The organism is Moorena sp. SIO4G3 (assembly GCF_010692305.1).
Lineage (GTDB): Bacteria > Cyanobacteriota > Cyanobacteriia > Cyanobacteriales > Coleofasciculaceae > Moorena > Moorena producens_A.
This window is the reverse complement of the sequence record NZ_JAAHIG010000186.1, coordinates 1-17074: the sequence shown is the minus strand read 5'-3', so window position 1 is coordinate 17074 and position 17074 is coordinate 1. Positions and strand designations below refer to the sequence as shown.

The window sequence follows — 17074 nt, the reverse complement described above, 5'->3', positions numbered from 1 at the left end:
GACTCCCGACTCCCGACTCCCGACTCCCTACTCCCTACTCCCGACTCCCGACTCCCTACTCCCTACTCCCTACTCCCTACTCCCGACTCCCTACTCCCTACTCCCTACTCCCGACTCCCTACTCCCTAAAAACTATAAATTAAATTCCTCCAACAAATCGACCAGGACTTAAAACATTTTCTGGGTCAAACTTTCGTTTAATTTCACCCATGACCTCTAATCCATTGCCTTGATATCCCCAAATATCTAACTCCTGCTTCAAGGTTATGGGAGCTTCTAATACTGTAAGAAATCCTTGTTCAGAGTCACAATAACTGCGCATAGTTTTAATCACGTCTAAACTGACTGCTTGGGATTCAAACCACACTTTACCTAAGCCACTTCTAACATGAATCACTCCCAATCCTCCTAACTTTTCTAAGGTGTTCAATGTCTTAGCAGCAGCAGTTGGTAATACTCCTATTTTGCAGACAATTGTTGAGGCTTGTCCCGATTTACCAATTGAGTTTGCCAATGATTCCCATAGACTCGTGTCATCACCGTTACTATAAAAACTATTCCGTAACCCTAACTGTTCTGCAACTGACTGTATTCGAGCACATTGCTCTTTGACACTGTCTGCTACACTTTGGAACCTTACCATTAATCCCATATCCTGACCAATCCCTAATTCTGTGACTAACTTAGGGGATAATAAATCTAGTGCTGTGGGAGTCAAGGCTGAGGCTAATACTGTTGTTACAGCTGATGCAATTCCATCCATTTCACCTGTCAACACCATACTTGCTGATGCTTCTGGTATTGGATATAGCCGAAAGGTTGCCTGAGTGATAATTCCCAGGGTTCCATAGGAGCCAGTAAATAGCTTCATCAAATCATATCCAGCGACATTCTTTACCACTCGACCCCCGGCTTTAGCGATTTGTCCATCACTGCGGACAAAGGAAATGCCGAGCAACATATCCCGAACCCCTCCATAGCGTTGACTTAGGGAGCCGCTGTCTGCGGTAGCAATAATACCTCCAATGGTCGCTTCTTGGGGATAAGCTGGATCTAATGCTATAAATTGACCGGTTTTTGCTAAAATAGCTTGTAAGTCAGCTAATTTCACTCCGGCTTCTACGGTAACTGTCAAGTCTCCTACGGCGTGGTCAATGATTTGGTTGAGCTGCTTGGTACTTACTACCACATCAATGTCTTTACCGATACCTGCCCAGCCTAATTTACTGCCGTTACCACAGGGGAGGAGATGATAATGTTGGGAATGAGCGAGACCTATGACTTGGGCTAGTTGCTCGGGTGTCCTAGGGTAAACGATAGCTTTGGGAAGGGTGTCGGGAGCAATGGCTGGTTTGATTCGCTCTTGCCAGCTTGGGTCTAGGTTTTCCCAGGTGTAGATATTGGAATTTCCGACAATTGGTTCGAGGGTTGAAGCGATCGCATTCATAGAAGTTGAGGGGGTTTGTTGATCAGATTGTGGGATAATCCATATAGTAATCGTAAAGGATTGGTGAACAAAAACAGGTTCTGATCGTCTTTCCTATCACCCCATCACTGCCTGTTAGAGGTAAAAATATGAGAGCCAACCTTTTATCAAATGAGGGAGTTTGAGGGAGCTATAAAACCTCGTATTCAGGACGAGTGGGCCGTTTCTCTTAGGTCGCCGCTACGCGAACAGGCGAACGATGTTTAAGGCGGGGATACATGGACTCCCTCAAGCTAATTATCGGGGTTCGATACCCCGATAATACCAAATCCGGTTTATAAAGTAGCCTTACCAAAATCAGCCAAATCCTCTTTTGGATTGAATTCTGTTGTTTGAGATAGAGATACTCTGGAAACCGGATTTGGTATAAGATCGCAAATACAGTAAATCTTTACAAAGTCTTATAGCTCATGTAAGGTATAATGATTGTATGCTAACCATGACCTACGAGTACAAACTACAACCAACTTCCGAACAGATAACAATCATTGATCAAACCCTAGATGTATGTCGTGCTGTTTGGAACTTTGCGTTACGTCAGCGTAAAGATTGGTGTGCATCTCGTAAGTCAGCGATTAATGCTTGTTCGATTCAATCTGAATACATCATTCCTGCTGACGAACCATTCCCGAACTATCATAGACAAGCAAAGCAGCTAACAGAAGCTAAAAAGCAATATCAGAAGCTTATGACAGTACATTCTCAAGTACTTCAGCAAACCCTAAGAAGGTTAGATAGAGCTTGGGATGACATGAAAGCTAGAGGTTTTGGTAGCCCTCGGTTTAAAAATAAGTATCGGATGCGTTCATTTGTGTTTCCTCAGCTCGGGAAAGACCCAATTAAAAATGATGCGATCAAATTCCCTAAATTGGGATGGGTTAAGTGGCGACAATCAAGACCAATTCCAGAAGGGTTTGAAATCAAACAAGCAAGAATAGTTAGAAAAGCATCTGGCTACTTCGTGATGCTGTCACTACAGCTAAATGTTAATGTTCCTAGTCCTATGCCTGATGGTCATCCTAGAGGTTTAGATTTGGGCTTTGACAAGTTTGTAGCCACCAGTGACGGCGAAGAGATTAAGCGACCTAAATTTATGATCACCCTACAACGCCAGCTGAAATTGCTGCAACGTAGGTTAAGGAATAAGCAAAAAGGGTCGAATAATCGGCACAAGTTAAACCAGAAAATAGCTAGGCTACATCAGCGTATATCTGACACTCGTAAAGACTGGCACTTTAAGTTAGCTCATCATCTATGTGATGGTGCTGGAATGTTGTTTGTTGAGGATATTAACTTTGTCTCATGGCAAAGAGGAATGCTTTCACAACACAGTGCCGACGCTGGATTTGGTCAATTTGTAAATATCTTAGAGTGGGTTTGTTTTCGTCGAGATGTCTATTTTGCCAAGGTTAACAAAGATGGTACTAGCCAGACTTGTCCTAATTGTGGCGCACATACGGGGAAGAAAACTCTAGATATCAGATTCCATCATTGTGATCAGTGTGGGTATATCACTACAAGGGATGTAGCAGCCAGCCAGGAAGTAAGAAATCGTGGATTAAATGCGCTAGGGCATAGCGTATCAGAAAATGTCTGTGGACTGGAAGCGACGGGGAGTATTGGTCACGATACTCTAGTTGGCACGGGTCGAAGCAGAAAACCTAATTCGCGAGATTTAGGAATCCCCTTCCTCAAAGTAACTTCGCTAGGCGAAGTTACTTTGAGGAAGGGGAGGATGTCAATAAGAGAAAGCGGAAATGTCTGTCAATTATTCTGATTCCTATTGGAAATATCTCGAAAGTGCTGGTCTGAATCTGGATTCAGAGACTTTATCTACTGTAGAGACCAGTATTGAAAGTACGTCTTGGGATAATCCGACTTCTGCTATAGAATTGAACAACTGTGCTGTAGTAGCATTAATTGAAGCTGAGCAATGTGACAATTCATCTCTACGTGCCATGTATGTTGAGATGGCTTTTGAGGCTTTGAATCAGGGAATTGAGTTGTCTGGTCATCCCCTGTGTGCTGCTCATTTAGCTCTAGTTTTCGCCATGACTGGAGAAATGGAGCAGGGGATACAAACAGCATTTCCAAGCTTAATTAATACTTTACATCCCGCTGATATTAATGAGCAATCCATTCCTCTAGGACTAGTTTATCTACCTTCTGGAAATGGCTTTACAGGTAAGAGGTATGAGCAATTGGCTCACATTCTAGACGCTGAGGATGGCTACGCTCAATCAATTTTTTTGTTAAGTGAGGTTTTATGTCGCTCACAATTGGTATTTTATAATGCTACGGGATTAAGATTTCTCCATCTTGCTGTTCAACTATTCTCAGATTCCCCGTCTATTCATTTAAAGTTGGGAATTGCTAGCCTGGTCAATAGTCAATGGGAAGGATTATTTAATTTACACCAGGCTAAAAATTTTGCTCCTTATTCGCCTAGGATTATACAATCACTATACCTCGCTTATCGAGATTTAGGACAGATAGATTTAGCCAAGTATTGGCGAAAGATGGGGCTAGCTAGGGCTGGGGAAATTAGGGACGAAAATTCGGATTTAATCGGGTTTAAATGGACTGAATTAGAGATTGAAAGTCCATTTACTTATGTGACCTTTGAAGAGGAGTTACTATTAGCGGTTGAGCCAAGTCTCCGGAGTTTGGTGACAAGTGTGTTAATTGCTCAAGGAGACTGGTTTGAAAAAGAAATGGAGTTTTGGCGCAACTGGCTCCAACCTGGGATGACTGTTATTGATGTTGGTGCTAATGCGGGCGTCTACACTTTTAGTGCTGCTTTACGAGTAGGAGCAGAAGGGTGTGTGCTAGCGGTTGAACCGTTTTCTGGTTGTGTTCGTTGTTTAGAAGAAACCTGTACTATTAATCAGTTAGACTGGGTGAAAGTGTGTGCAGGAGCAGCTAGCGATCGCAATGGTACTGCTCAACTTGCTCTTCATGGTGCTAGTGAACTTAATGAAATTGTTTCTAGTGATGAACAAGCAACTGTAAAATCTGGTAATTTTGAGGAGGTTTCCTGCTTTACTCTGGATAGTTTGATGGAGCAAGAAGCTATTAGCAAGGTTGATTTGTTGAAAATTGATGCAGAAGGTCATGAGCTGCAAGTTTTAGCAGGCAGCAATAGAATTTTAACGGAATTTAGCCCAACGATACTGTACGAAAATATTGCAGGGAGTCGGGGTAGTAACCTAGCTGTTGCTGATTTTCTCAGAGACAGAGGCTATCAACTATATCAATATCAGCCTTACCTAGGGAATTTAATTCCGATAAATTCTAGGGAGGATTTACAAGGAAGACTCAATATTATTGCGTTGCCTGAAAGTGAATCTTGAATGGTTCTGAACTAGCTTGTCACTCCCTTAAAAGTGAACTGCTGACAGCGTTGCAAAAATTGCAGGGGAACCTTGAGACAACTACCCCAATGGAGATGAACATAGGAAGCATGGAGCTGATAGACTTGCCAACCTTCAACTCCAACTTTTCTCTGGTTATATCCCCGTAACTCAAACAAGGGATTGGAGGGCATGACTGTCAAGTGGGAGCGATGAAATTCATGTCCCCAAACCGTTGCTCCGGCAGGTAACAAGGGTCCATCTACCAAAGCAGTTGCCTGTCGATATCCTAAAGTAAGGGATTTTCCCATTACCGTAACCGTGGGTAATACCCCTACCATTGACCAAGATTTCCCGTCAAAATCTGTAATCTGCTCCCCTAAATACATCAATCCGCCACACTCAGCATACGTGGGCATTCCTGACTCTATAGCTGTTCGCACTGACTCTCGCGCACTAGTATTTTCGGCGAGTTGCTCAGCAAAAACTTCTGGAAAACCACCACCAAAGTACATCCCTTGTACATCAGCAGGTAAAGTTGTATCGGTGAGGGGACTCCAATACACTAACTCTGCTCCTAGCTGTTCCAAACTATCGAGATTGTCTTGGTAATAGAAACTAAAAGCGCGATCGCATGCTACAGCAATTCGGATTAGGGCAGGTTGCTGGTTAGTAGAGGTTACAGGTTGCTGGTTAGTAGAGGTTACAGGTTGCTGGTTAGTAGAGGTTACAGGTTGTAGGTGGCCAACCTTCAACTCTGAGTGAAGATGCTCCCAATTAAAGCAACTCTGTCCTAGATCAGCAAGTCGGTTAATCAAAGCATCCAGTTGAGTAATTTCAGCAGTAGGTATCAAGCCCAAATGCCGATCGGCAATAGTTATATTCTCCTGACGCTGTAGCTCTCCTAATACAGGAATGTGTAACGGTTCCAGAGCATCCTTGAGCAATTCCAAATGCCGTGAGCTTCCGACTCGATTCAATACTACTCCAGCTATGGTAATCCTGGGATCGAAGGATTGATAGCCATATGCGATCGCAGCCACGGAACGAGATAACCGAGAGCAATCCAACACTAATAACACTGGTACGTCTAACAACCGTGCTACATGAGCTGTGCTGGCAAAATCATTTTTTCCTGATGCTCCATCAAATAACCCCATCACCCCTTCAATCAGGGCATAATCTACTCCCTGGCAATGGCGGTAAAAGCAGTCTTTAACATAATCTTCAGAGGTTAATACTGGGTCTAAATTCCGACAAGGACGTCCCGTAACCCGCTGATGAAACATGGGGTCAATGTAATCCGGACCGACTTTAAAGGATTGAATTGTATAGTTACACTTGAATAAATACGATAATAGGGCGAGCGTAACTGTTGTTTTGCCCACCCCACTACGTTCACCAGCAATGATTAAAGCCATTTAACAGTTGAAGGTTTAAGGTTTTAAGGTTAAAGTTTATGATCACAACATTGAACCTGCAACTTGTTAACCTTCAACGCTTTTGTGAAACCTTCAACTTGTCACCGTCAAATTCAAAATTTCCTTGGTCACTGCCATACTTTCTTCGTATAGCATCTCCCGACCCCAGCGTTGTAATTGCTGAGAGAGCAAAAACTCAGTCTTCTGGTCAAACAAGGGCGATACCTGCTGAATGCGGCAAGACTGAGCACCACCACCAGCTTCCATCCGCATACAACCGGTGGTTTGTGAACACAACACAGTGCAGCAATCAGCTTGCAGGTTGGTCGAACCCAAGCGCAGGCTAATCAAATCACCTGCCACATCTCCAACATCAGCTACGGGGATAGCTGCCAATTCTGCTTCTACAGGTTGCTGGTTGGGTCTGATAAATTTAACACGCCGCAGGTCGTAATCCCCACCTTCTTTGAGATCAGACGTGGGAAGCCATTCTAAGCGAGACGCTAACCAACTGAGAAACATCAGTGCTTGAGCCTCATTCCCTTTTTCGTAATCAATGGTAACTTGATCAACTTCGTAGATTGCCCCACGACGTTCTGGTGGATCAAATGCTTCTGCGGTTAACTCTTGCCATGCTGCCAACCGTGCCCAATTTAGGTCAGCCACTGGTGTGCCCTGATTGATCAGCTCACACATTTGTGATAACTGTTCCTCTGGATTGCTAAAGCTACTTGAGTCAACAATGACTGTATTACTTAGCCCTGCTAAGCGTTGGAACAACCCATAATTAGGATCAGGAGTTCCCTTCCACCATAGGAATTTCGGCAGTTCTGGTAACATCAATTCCGAAATGATACCGCTAATCCGTTCCAAAGCAGCAGCGGTGCCAGTTAGGGTGATGTATTCACAACATATTAATGTACTCTGGCTTTGCTTTTGAATGGGGCAAGAGGCAGATACCTGAGCCTTAACCCCTTCATCTTCTCCGGCAATAGGACAAAGGGCAATAATGCGACAGGGGTTAGAGGCTGCGATCGCATCGGCAATTCCAAATCCTTCTAAATCACCGGAATACTCTAGCTTCTTCTGGGTCTGTCCCTTCTGGACAGATTCATTGTATTCCTGCCGTAGTTTTGCCTTAGTCGCCTCATCTGCTCTACCCGTTCTTTCCAATCCATAGGCTTTCTGTGCTGCCTTGAGACCAGCGACCATGCGCGGGCCTAGGATACCATCAATTGGACCGGAATAATATCCCAGTGCTGCTAAGAGCTGCTGGGTTTCTTCGGGTTCATAAACTACTAAACTAAAGGTTGTTGCCCTGATCGCACTGGGCGAATCACCGTTTTCACCATAGCTTTGCCAAATTTGACGCAGTTCCGCTTCAATTTCACCCAAAGAAACATCTTTGGGTGGTTGTATTGAAAGCACCGGAGGAGATTGTGTAGCCATAGCAATTCACTTGTGTTTTGTCAATAGTCATTACTCACTAGTCATTAGTCAGTAGTCATTAGTCAGTAGTCACTACTGACTAACTAACTTAAAGTCTGCGCCAGCGACGTCCATCTCGATTAATTAGGTGTTCGGCTTCCTTCGGTTCCCAAGTTCCTGCTTCATACTGGGGTATGGATGCTGGATCAGCTGGACCATCCCAAGCTGCTAAGGCTGGTGTCACTACCCTCCAGGCTTCTTCAACTTCATCAGCACGAGTAAACAAAGTTTGATCCCCTAACATACAGTCAAGTAAAAGCCGATTATAGGCATCAGCAGTTGCCACACCAAAGGAAGAACCGTAGCTAAAGTCCATATCTACGGTGCGGGTGCGCAAATCTGGTCCTGGCCGTTTCGCCTCAAAACGCAGAGAAATTCCCTCATTGGGCTGCAAGCGCAGGGTTAAGACGTTGGGGCTAGTCTGCTGAGCAGCAGATTTAAAAATCATTAGGGGAACTTTACGAAACTGAATGGAGATCTCACTGACCTTCTTCGGCAGTCGTTTGCCCGTGCGCAGGTAAAAGGGAACTCCTTGCCAGCGCCAGTTATCAATCAGTAGCTTTAGGGCGACATAGGTGGGGGTAGTGGAATTGGGGTCAACCCCTTTCTCTTCCCGATACCCAGGCACTTGTTTGCCTTTCATCCAACCTGCTGCATACTGACCCCGCACTGCTGAATTTTCTAGATTATGAATATCTGCCAGGTGAGTAGCTTGAATCACCTTGACCTTTTCAGTACGGATACTGTCAGCGTCCAGAGCATTGGGAGCTTCCATGGCCGTTAGGCAAAATAGCTGCATCAAATGGTTCTGCACCATATCCCGCAGTGCGCCGGATTTGTCGTAGTAACCTGCCCGTTCCTCTACCCCTACCGATTCGGCTACGGTAATTTGGATATGGTCAACAAACTGGCGATTCCACAACGGCTCAAAGATAGCGTTACCAAAGCGGAACACTAACAGATTCTGAACCGTTTCTTTACCCAGATAGTGGTCAATGCGGTAAATTTGCTCTTCCTTGCAGACTTTTTGTACCACCCGGTTAAGAGATTGAGCTGAACTTAAATCCTTCCCGAAGGGTTTTTCAATTACCAAGCGCTGCTTCACTGGGTCACTCAGCATTCCCGCTGACCCCAATTGCTGGATGGCTTCTGTAAAGAATCTGGGAGCTACGGCTAAATAAAATACCCGGTTTCCCCGTGTTCCCCGTCTACCATCGAGTTCTGCCAAGAAGGCTTTCAGTTTCTGGTAACTTTCGGCTTTATCCATGTCACCGGAACAGTAGAACAAGCCATCGGCAAAGTCTTGCCACAACTCCTCCGATTGAATTCCGTCGGAAAATTCCTCGATTCCCTCCCGCATTTGTTCCCGGAAGTAGTCATGAGTCCAATCTCGACGGGCAACACCAACGATGGTAATTTCTGGTGGAAGACGTCGTTCTCGTTTAAGCTGGTAAAGTGCTGGTACGAGCTTGCGTTTAGTCAAATCTCCGGACGCGCCATAAATCACCATAATCAATGGTTCTGGCGTGCGCTCCTGTTGCAAGCCCACTCTTAAGGGATTTTCTAGCAGAGTAACCATCTTTGCCTATTGAAGGTGATCAGGTTGAACGCGATCGCGTGGCCTTTTGGCCAAGGTTATCAGGTTAAAGGTTAAAGGTTGTTGTTACCCAGGTGTTCGTTTTAGGGTAGGTTGAAGGGTGACGGTTAAGACTTTCCATTAGCTTTCTATCGAAGCGATTTGGTCACCCAACAACCTTCAACCTAAATTAACTGGCAACCTGAAAACGTCTTATATTACACTGTAGCCAATAATTTGACTTTGCTTTCTAAAGATGAAATTAAGGAATCAAAGGGCTTAACAAATTTAACGATCCCTTCATCAAGCAATTCATCCATAACTTGGCTGAGATTGATATTGACATCAGGATCGTTGAGAGAGTTGATGGTTTGGTAAGCTTCTTCAACACCTGTCTCAATCCGACTTTCTGGGGAACAGTGATCGGCACAAGCTTCGATGGTATTGGGAGGCAGGGTGTTGACAGTATTAGGTCCAATGAGTTCATCGACGTACATTACATCGCTGTAGGCAGGGTTTTTGGTGCTGGTGCTTGCCCACAATAACCGCTGTACCTGTGCACCTTTTGCTGATAGAGCTTTCCAGCGATCGCTTTGGATAATTTCTTTGTACTTCTGGTAGGCAATTTTAGCGTTAGCGATCGCAACTTTGCCTTCAATTCCCTTTAGCTTCGCTGTCAAATTGGGGTCATCGACACCTGCACTTTTTTCCTCCAACTTTGCATCCACTTTGCTATCAATGCGGCTGAGGAAGAAACTAGCTACAGAAGCAATGTTACTAATATCTTTCCCTTCTGCCGCTCGTTTTTCTAAACCTCGGATATAAGCCCAGAATGTCTCAACGTAGCTTTCTACCGAGAAGAGCAAGGTGACATTAACGTTGATGCCCTCGCTGATAGCTTGCTCTACTGCGGGTAAGCCTTCTGGGGTACCGGGAATCTTAATCATCACGTTTTCCCTAGCAATAGCTTCGTAATAGCGTCGGGCTTCGGAAATCGTGCTTTGAGTATCTTTGGCGATAGTGGGTGGGACTTCAATGCTGACGTAACCATCTAACCCATTGGTTTGGTCGTAGACAGGTTTGAAGATATCACAAGCATTAGAAATGTCTTCAAATACCAGGGTTTCGTAAATTTCCATCACCGACTTCTCGGCACGAATACCGGCTTCGATATCGGTATCGTAGATGGCATTGCCTGCGATCGCTTTTTCAAAAATTGCTGGGTTTGAAGTGATCCCACAAATTCCCCGGGTTTGAATTACTTCTTTTAGTTCTCCAGACTCAATCAGCGTGCGGCTCAGATTATCCATCCAGATACTCTGACCATAATTTTTTTCAATCTGAAAAATCGGATTATCTGCTGTCGTTGTCATTGATTAGCTCCTTATGTGTTATTTTTCAAGGGTTTAAGGTTGTTCACCTTTCGGGTTCGGTGTAGGGTAGGTTGGTTGGTTGGTTGGTTGGTTGAAGGTTGAAGGTTGGTTGGTTGAAGCTTGTTCGCCTTTGGCGTTCGGTGTAGGGTAGGTTGGTTGGTTAAAGGTTGATTGGTTGTTCGCCTTGGGGTTCGGTGTATGGTTAGTTGGTTGGTTGAAAGTTATTGGCTTGACTATTGGCTTGACGGTTGGTTGGAGTTCGGCGAAGCTTTTCTCAAAGATTAGTCGTGGCCTTACCCCAAAGGAAAAACCGAAGGGTAGGGAGGTATTCATTGCCACCTTCAACCGGTTAACCTTCCACCAGTTAACCTTCCACCGATTAACCTTCCACCGATTAACCTTCCACCAGTTAACCTTCCACCGATTAACCTTCCACCAGTTAACCTTCCACCAGTTAACCTTCCACCGGTTAACCTTCAACTGGTTAACCTTGGCCTTTGGCCACGCTACGCGAACAACCAGTTAACCCTTATCTACGTGCCCTGCCACTTCCAAATTTTCTTGCGCCTGCCTTGCCTTTTCCTCAATGAAGGACTTGACCAAAGCTACATCCTCTTTGCTACCAATAATTAATGGAGTACGAGCATGGAGGGTTTTTGGCACAGTATCCAAAATGTCTTCGGTACCTGTACTGGCAGCGCCTCCGGCTTGTTCTATCAAAAAGGCTAGGGGAGAAGATTCGTATAGTAGACGCAACTTCCCTTCTGGTTTCTTCACAGTACCGGGATAAAGAAATACGCCGCCCTGATACAAGATGCGGTGAAAATCTCCCACTAATGCCCCGCCATAGCGAGCGGTATAGCCTTCATGGCGATGGACATAGCGAATATAGTCCCGTATGGATTCTTCCCACTGCCAGAAGTTTCCTTCATTGGTGCTATACACTGGGCCATGTTCTGGCACCTGAATGTTTTCCTTGGACAGGATAAACTCTCCCAAGCTTGGGTCGAGGGTGAAGGCATGAACACCAGTACCTATGGAATAGACCAGCATTGTGCTCGGACCATAGAGAACGTAGCCAGCAGCAATTTGCTTATGCCCGTTTTGGAGAAGATCACGGGCTTCCCCATCTAGATCCTCTCCTTCTTGCTTACGAATCGAAAAAATCGAACCAACATTCAAGTTCGTGTCGATATTGGAGGAACCATCAATGGGGTCATACAGCAGAGTGTAACGTCCAATTGGGCAATTCTCCGGGATATAGTAGGGTTTTTCCATTTCCTCGGAGGCCAAGCGACAGACGAGACCACTTTGCTTAAATACCGAGATGAAAACATCATTGGCATAGAGATCCATCCTTTTGACAGATTCACCCTGCACATTGACCTCACCGGTGAATCCTAACACCCCTTCCATCAAACCAGCTCGGCTCATGCGTTGAGCAATTAGCTTAGCAGCTAGGGCGATGCGATTCATGAGGGCACTGAGGTCTTGTGCCTCCATGGAAAAACTTTGGAGTTGCTCGAAAACGTGACGGGATAAGGTTTTACAATCCCGATCCAGGGCTCTTTCTTGAGTTCTAGCTTCAGCTCCCTCTGCCATAATTTTTGTCCTCCCTAGGTCTTAGGGCGCTTGGTTTGTCAGAGATGTTGGTGAACGCGCACGCGTGGCCTATTGGCCATCGCAAGAGTACCAATTGGCCCAGTGCCTAGTCCTCTTCACTTTCTATCTTAGGAAGGCATTTTTAATGATCCTTAATAACTTTAGAAGAAATACAGAAATCAAATCTTCACACCATTTTTCTTGTCTTGGAGCCTATACCTGAGGTCAAATTGATCTGAACATAGGCATTGCAACCTTAAACGGAGATTATGGGAGAAACTAAACGCATTGGCATTCTCACCAGTGGTGGAGATTGTGCTGGTCTCAATGCGGTGATTCGAGCTGTGACTCACCGAGCTGTCGGTACTTACAACTGGGAGGTGCTTGGCATCTGTCGGGCTACTCAGGGGTTGATGCAAAATCCGCCTCAAGCGATTAACCTAACTTTGGACAAGGTTGATCGCATCTTGACTATGGGTGGTACAATGCTTGGCACTACTAACAAAGGCGACCCCTTTGCATTTCCGATGCCAGATGGCACACTATGCGATCGCAGCGCTGATATTGCTGATGGCTATCACCAACTGGGTCTAGACGGTCTAATTGGTATTGGGGGCGATGGTAGTTTGGCGATTTTACGCAAACTTGCCCAACAAGGGGGGATGAAATTGGTAGGTATACCCAAGACTATCGATAATGACGTTGCCATTACCGAGCGCTCCATTGGGTTTGACACTGCCGTTAACATTGCCACCGAAGCTCTAGATCGCTTACATTTCACAGCGGCTAGCCACGACCGGGTGATGATTTTAGAAGTGATGGGGCGTGATGCTGGTCACATTGCTATCAGTGCTGGCATTGCAGGAGGGGCTGACGTTATTCTGATTCCAGAAATTCCTTATACCCTTGAGAATGTCTGCCACAAAATCAAGCAGCTTCAGGAGCAAGGGCGAAACTTTTGTTTAATCGTAGTTTCCGAGGCGGTTCGCACTGCAAGCGGTGAGGTGCTTCAGAGTAATGTTGGATTTGGTGAATGTCGCTTAGGTGGTATTGGTCAATATCTAGCCCAAGAGATTTGTAATGCCATTGGAGCCGAAACGCGAGTTACAGTTCTTGGACACACCCAGCGGGGTGCCACTCCTTCACCCCTTGATCGCTTAATTGCCTCAGCCTTTGGTGTGGCAGCAGTTGACTTAATCGCCAATGAACGATATGACCAGATGGTTACATGGCAATATCGCCAGGTTGTCAGCGTACCGATTGAGGAAACCATTAAGCATTATCAAGCCGTCAATCCCAACGGAACTTTGGTCAGAACCGCTAGAGGATTGGGTATTTGTCTAGGAGATTAGACTGTTTTGATATCATGAACCTTTTAAGTACATGAATCTTGTTGACTGTTGACTGGTAGTGGTCAACGGTCAACGGTCAACGGTCAAATTCAGAACTCTTAAAGAACACTTAATCAGTTATACCGATTAGATGTTCAACAGCTTATTACCAGTTACTACCAGGAATTATTGCGCCGTGGAGCGTTACTACGATTTTCCCGAGGTCTGGCTTTATTGACCCTGATTCTACGTCCCATCCACTCAGCACCATCCAATTGATCTATAGCTGAGTCTTCTTGATCTGATTCTGTCATTTCCACAAAGGCAAACCCCCGCATTTTGCCGGTTTCACGGTCTGTGGGCATAACAACTCGTTTAACGGTGCCGTATTCTCCAAAAACTGTTTTTAAGTCGTCTTCGGTGGCTTGATAGGACAGGTTTCCGACGTAAATGGTCATGTCGATCGATGAGGCAGAACATAGAACTAAAGTTCAGAGGCACAGAAGAACGGAGTACAACGTATTTTGGTTGCTCACGGTCATATCTGAGGAACCAGTGGTAAATTTCGACAGTGGGCAACCACCTCAGGGGGGGGAAGCCAAATCAAAGTTTTACCAAAGGAATCCACTGAACTTGTGAATACCGTTTCATGATAGCTCACTTACGGGATTATCAGTGGTTGTCTAGTTGACAGTATTTAATAATTCATCAAAAAAATGTCTTGGGGTGGTGCTTAAGCACCAATTAGACCCCAAACAACCACGCTAAATATAGTTGAATTAGCTCTTAATCAATGGAAATAGACTGCGGCCCTTGATTTTTATCATTTTCGCTTTTGTTATGACCATCTTTGTATATCTCAGAGCCATTTTGAGCCTCTAACCAACTCTTGAGAGGATCATCTGAGAGATTCAGGCGGAACACTCCTGAAAAAAATCCCCCCAAAAAAGCTACAGGCTGCTGAGTAAATTCTTCAAAAATTGGTGTCAGTTCATTAAGGAACATGAGTTGATCTCCTGGTGCTGGTTGTGCTGCCAATAGTTGTGTGGCTGATGAAATTGGGATTCTAATTGGGATTTTAACGTTTACTCAGCCAACTTGGGGCTTGGTTCCATCCTGACCTTGAAACTATCCCAGATTTAGGTGCGCACCAAAGCGCGCATTTAATAATTAGATGCGGAAAGCGCACCTTTGCGCTATTTTATGGGCTATGTGTCAAAAAAAATGCCTATTGCTCTTTGGCGATCGCCCCTAGCTCGCGCACTCCACCGAAATCGGAGCCTAGCTTATGCTCGTTACTTTCAACTGGCAACCGTTGACCCCAAGGGCTATCCTGCTAACCGCACCGTAGTTTTTCGGGGTTTTTTGGACAACTCCAACCAACTCAAAGTTATTACCGATACCCGTAGCCAGAAAATTCACGACATTAATCATCATCCCTGGGGAGAAGTTTGTTGGTACTTTCCCAACACTCGCGAACAATTTCGTTTAGCAGGCCAATTGACCCTGATCACTGCTGATTATCCCGACGAAGGACTTAAACAAGTCCGCCAACAGACTTGGCAAAATCTTTCCGATGCAGCTCGTTTACAATTTGCTTGGCCTGACCCTGGTGTTGCCAGAGTAGCAGATCAACAAGCCTTTTCCCCACCGCCACCTGCCCTAGATCAGCCTTTGCCAAATTTTTGCCTATTATTGCTCGAACCAGTCAAGGTTGATCACCTAAGGTTGCAGGGTTTCCCCCAAAACCGATGGCTTTACTACCAAGACAGTTCTGGGGAGTGGTGTCAAAAAGCTGTTAATCCTTAGCTTCGGGGTCACACCAAGTTTTTCTGTGGGGAACGGCAGGTAAAACCTTCAACCTTTAACCTGCTAACATTTGACGACTAGATCAAATCCCATAACTATCCAAAAACTGCCGAATTTCTTTATCCTGGAGATCACAACATGGAGCAGTAGTCCCCTTCTCTGGAGCATCTGGCTTTGAAGAGTGATCAGAAATTATTGATGCCATTGAAGATCTTTGCTGAGCTAACTCTTCTAGCTGTTGTTCGAGAGACTCAATCCGGTCTACTAACGCTCGAATTACCTTGGCTTCTGAGTCAGGCAAGCTACCATGTTCAAGGGGATTGACTCGCACACCGGAACGATAGACAATCCGACCTGGTATACCGACCACAGTACAATCGGAAGGAACATCTCGCAAGACCACTGACCCAGCACCAATGCGGACATTATTACCAATTTGGATATTCCCTAGCACCTTAGCACCAGCTCCCACCACCGCATTTTCTCCTAGAGTAGGGTGGCGCTTGCCACTTTCCTTTCCTGTACCGCCGAGGGTAACACCTTGATAGATTAGACAGTAGTCTCCCACAATGGCGGTTTCTCCAATCACCACACCCATACCATGGTCGATAAAGACACCATGACCAATTGTGGCACCCGGATGAATTTCAATACCTGTAACAAATCGGGATAACTGACTGAGCACTCGAGGAATGAATGGAATCCCAATCACATGTAACCAGTGACAACAGCGATGGAACAGCAGAGCCTGTAGACCGGGGTAGCAGAACAAAACCTCCAGCCAGTTCCGAGCAGCTGGGTCACGCTCAAAGATAATACGGAAGTCAGCAATCAGGGCAGATAGCACTAGGGGTCACCATAATTAATGCTTGAACAAATTACTAACTAGTTTACCTTGTCTTGATGGAATAGTGAGTGGAAGAAACCCCCTGATGAAAGTGCCGCATCTGTTGCTGGTTACTCTTGAGCGGTCAGGGTGTAATCCCAGCGTTGTCCTCCCTCAAAGGCACCGACCCAGATTTGGTATGTGCCAGCTGGCCAATTTTGTGCTGTTATGCTGGCATCTTTTTTAGAACCTGTATCATCCCCACAAAGGATCTGATTGTTGGGAAACTGAATTAGTAAAGTGGTATCGTTTCCCCCTGTGTTGACCCCTATAGTTAAACTGGGTAAATTTGCCTCCAAAACCATCAGGTGATCGGGAGTAGGGTCTCCAAAACCGATACAGGGATCATTGTTGCGATCGCTATTTGCCATCGATGACAACGAGTAAGCACCACCGGTGTGACCACTGACCTGTCCCTGACTTGGGGAAAAACCAGGTGATAAGTTTAAAGAAGCAAAATTCGCTGTCTGGGATAAAACGGGCATAGAACAGAGGGCTACTATTAAAGCTATGACTCCTTTAACACCTTGTCGTACCATTGCAAAACCCTCCTAAGACTAGTTGTTACTATTTCCTCCCTATTTGAGTAGCAGTAAACTATTAGAAATTACATTACCTACTTATAGTTTCCTATAAACCTCTGTTGTTTGACAGGAACACCTGTGACACTCTGCTCCCTGCTCCCTATTTCAACAGTTAATTTTACTTTTGTCCGACTACTTAGATCATTGCTAAAGAATAAATTAACA

The 17074-nt window shown here is 45.2% G+C and carries 15 protein-coding genes; 4 read left to right on the top strand and 11 right to left on the bottom strand.

Annotation, left to right across the window (positions count from 1 at the left end; translation table 11 throughout):
* Positions 1–139: 139 nt before the first annotated feature.
* A complete protein-coding gene (locus F6J99_RS26790; RefSeq protein ID WP_293116980.1) occupies positions 140–1447 on the bottom strand; it encodes an FAD-binding oxidoreductase in 1308 nt (435 codons plus the stop codon).
* 469 nt (positions 1448–1916) lie between these two features.
* Here F6J99_RS26790 and F6J99_RS26785 point away from each other — a divergent pair, with 469 nt between their 5' ends.
* Positions 1917–3263, top strand: a complete 1347-nt coding sequence (locus F6J99_RS26785; protein ID WP_229424035.1) for a transposase — start codon at positions 1917–1919, stop codon at positions 3261–3263.
* A complete protein-coding gene (locus tag F6J99_RS26780; RefSeq protein ID WP_293116975.1) occupies positions 3244–4839 on the top strand; it encodes an FkbM family methyltransferase in 1596 nt (531 codons plus the stop codon). Before F6J99_RS26785 ends, F6J99_RS26780 begins: the two co-directional genes overlap by 20 nt.
* 11 nt (positions 4840–4850) lie before the next feature.
* Here the strand turns inward: F6J99_RS26780 and F6J99_RS26775 are convergent, their stop codons facing one another.
* The 6 genes from F6J99_RS26775 to fbp form a co-directional block, all read right to left on the bottom strand.
* Positions 4851–6260 (bottom strand): cobyrinate a,c-diamide synthase, encoded by a 1410-nt coding sequence (locus F6J99_RS26775; protein ID WP_293116972.1) that lies wholly within the window; start codon positions 6258–6260, stop codon positions 4851–4853.
* Between the two features lie 93 nt (positions 6261–6353).
* On the bottom strand, positions 6354–7709 hold the full coding sequence (gene opcA / locus F6J99_RS26770; RefSeq protein ID WP_293116970.1) for a glucose-6-phosphate dehydrogenase assembly protein OpcA: 1356 nt from the start codon (positions 7707–7709) through the stop codon (positions 6354–6356).
* An 88-nt stretch (positions 7710–7797) separates the two neighbouring features.
* Positions 7798–9327, bottom strand: coding sequence for a glucose-6-phosphate dehydrogenase (zwf, locus tag F6J99_RS26765; protein WP_293116968.1), 1530 nt, complete (start codon positions 9325–9327; stop codon positions 7798–7800).
* A gap of 215 nt (positions 9328–9542) precedes the next feature.
* Positions 9543–10697: a transaldolase gene (gene tal, locus F6J99_RS26760; protein ID WP_293116965.1), complete on the bottom strand. Its 1155-nt coding sequence runs from the start codon at positions 10695–10697 to the stop codon at positions 9543–9545.
* A 33-nt stretch (positions 10698–10730) separates the two neighbouring features.
* On the bottom strand, positions 10731–11177 hold the full coding sequence (locus F6J99_RS26755) for a hypothetical protein (protein ID WP_293116963.1): 447 nt from the start codon (positions 11175–11177) through the stop codon (positions 10731–10733).
* Between the two features lie 42 nt (positions 11178–11219).
* Complete coding sequence (gene fbp / locus F6J99_RS26750) at positions 11220–12299, bottom strand: class 1 fructose-bisphosphatase (protein ID WP_293116960.1); 1080 nt, start codon at positions 12297–12299, stop codon at positions 11220–11222.
* A gap of 269 nt (positions 12300–12568) precedes the next feature.
* On the opposite strand from fbp, the gene F6J99_RS26745 reads away from it, so the two are divergent.
* A complete protein-coding gene (locus F6J99_RS26745) occupies positions 12569–13651 on the top strand; it encodes an ATP-dependent 6-phosphofructokinase (RefSeq protein WP_293116958.1) in 1083 nt (360 codons plus the stop codon).
* A gap of 155 nt (positions 13652–13806) precedes the next feature.
* Here F6J99_RS26745 and F6J99_RS26740 read toward each other — a convergent pair whose 3' ends face one another.
* Both F6J99_RS26740 and F6J99_RS26735 read right to left on the bottom strand, forming a co-directional pair.
* Positions 13807–14088, bottom strand: a complete 282-nt coding sequence (locus F6J99_RS26740; protein ID WP_070394885.1) for an RNA-binding protein — start codon at positions 14086–14088, stop codon at positions 13807–13809.
* Between the two features lie 328 nt (positions 14089–14416).
* Positions 14417–14635 (bottom strand): hypothetical protein, encoded by a 219-nt coding sequence (locus F6J99_RS26735; RefSeq protein ID WP_293116956.1) that lies wholly within the window; start codon positions 14633–14635, stop codon positions 14417–14419.
* 219 nt (positions 14636–14854) lie between these two features.
* Here F6J99_RS26735 and F6J99_RS26730 point away from each other — a divergent pair, with 219 nt between their 5' ends.
* Positions 14855–15439, top strand: coding sequence for an Npun_F5749 family FMN-dependent PPOX-type flavoprotein (locus tag F6J99_RS26730; RefSeq protein ID WP_293116954.1), 585 nt, complete (start codon positions 14855–14857; stop codon positions 15437–15439).
* An 82-nt stretch (positions 15440–15521) separates the two neighbouring features.
* On the opposite strand, the gene cysE is transcribed toward F6J99_RS26730, so the two are convergent.
* Positions 15522–16286 (bottom strand): serine O-acetyltransferase, encoded by a 765-nt coding sequence (cysE, locus tag F6J99_RS26725; RefSeq protein WP_293116951.1) that lies wholly within the window; start codon positions 16284–16286, stop codon positions 15522–15524.
* Between the two features lie 110 nt (positions 16287–16396).
* A complete protein-coding gene (locus F6J99_RS26720) occupies positions 16397–16864 on the bottom strand; it encodes a hypothetical protein (protein ID WP_293116948.1) in 468 nt (155 codons plus the stop codon).
* Positions 16865–17074: the final 210 nt, after the last annotated feature.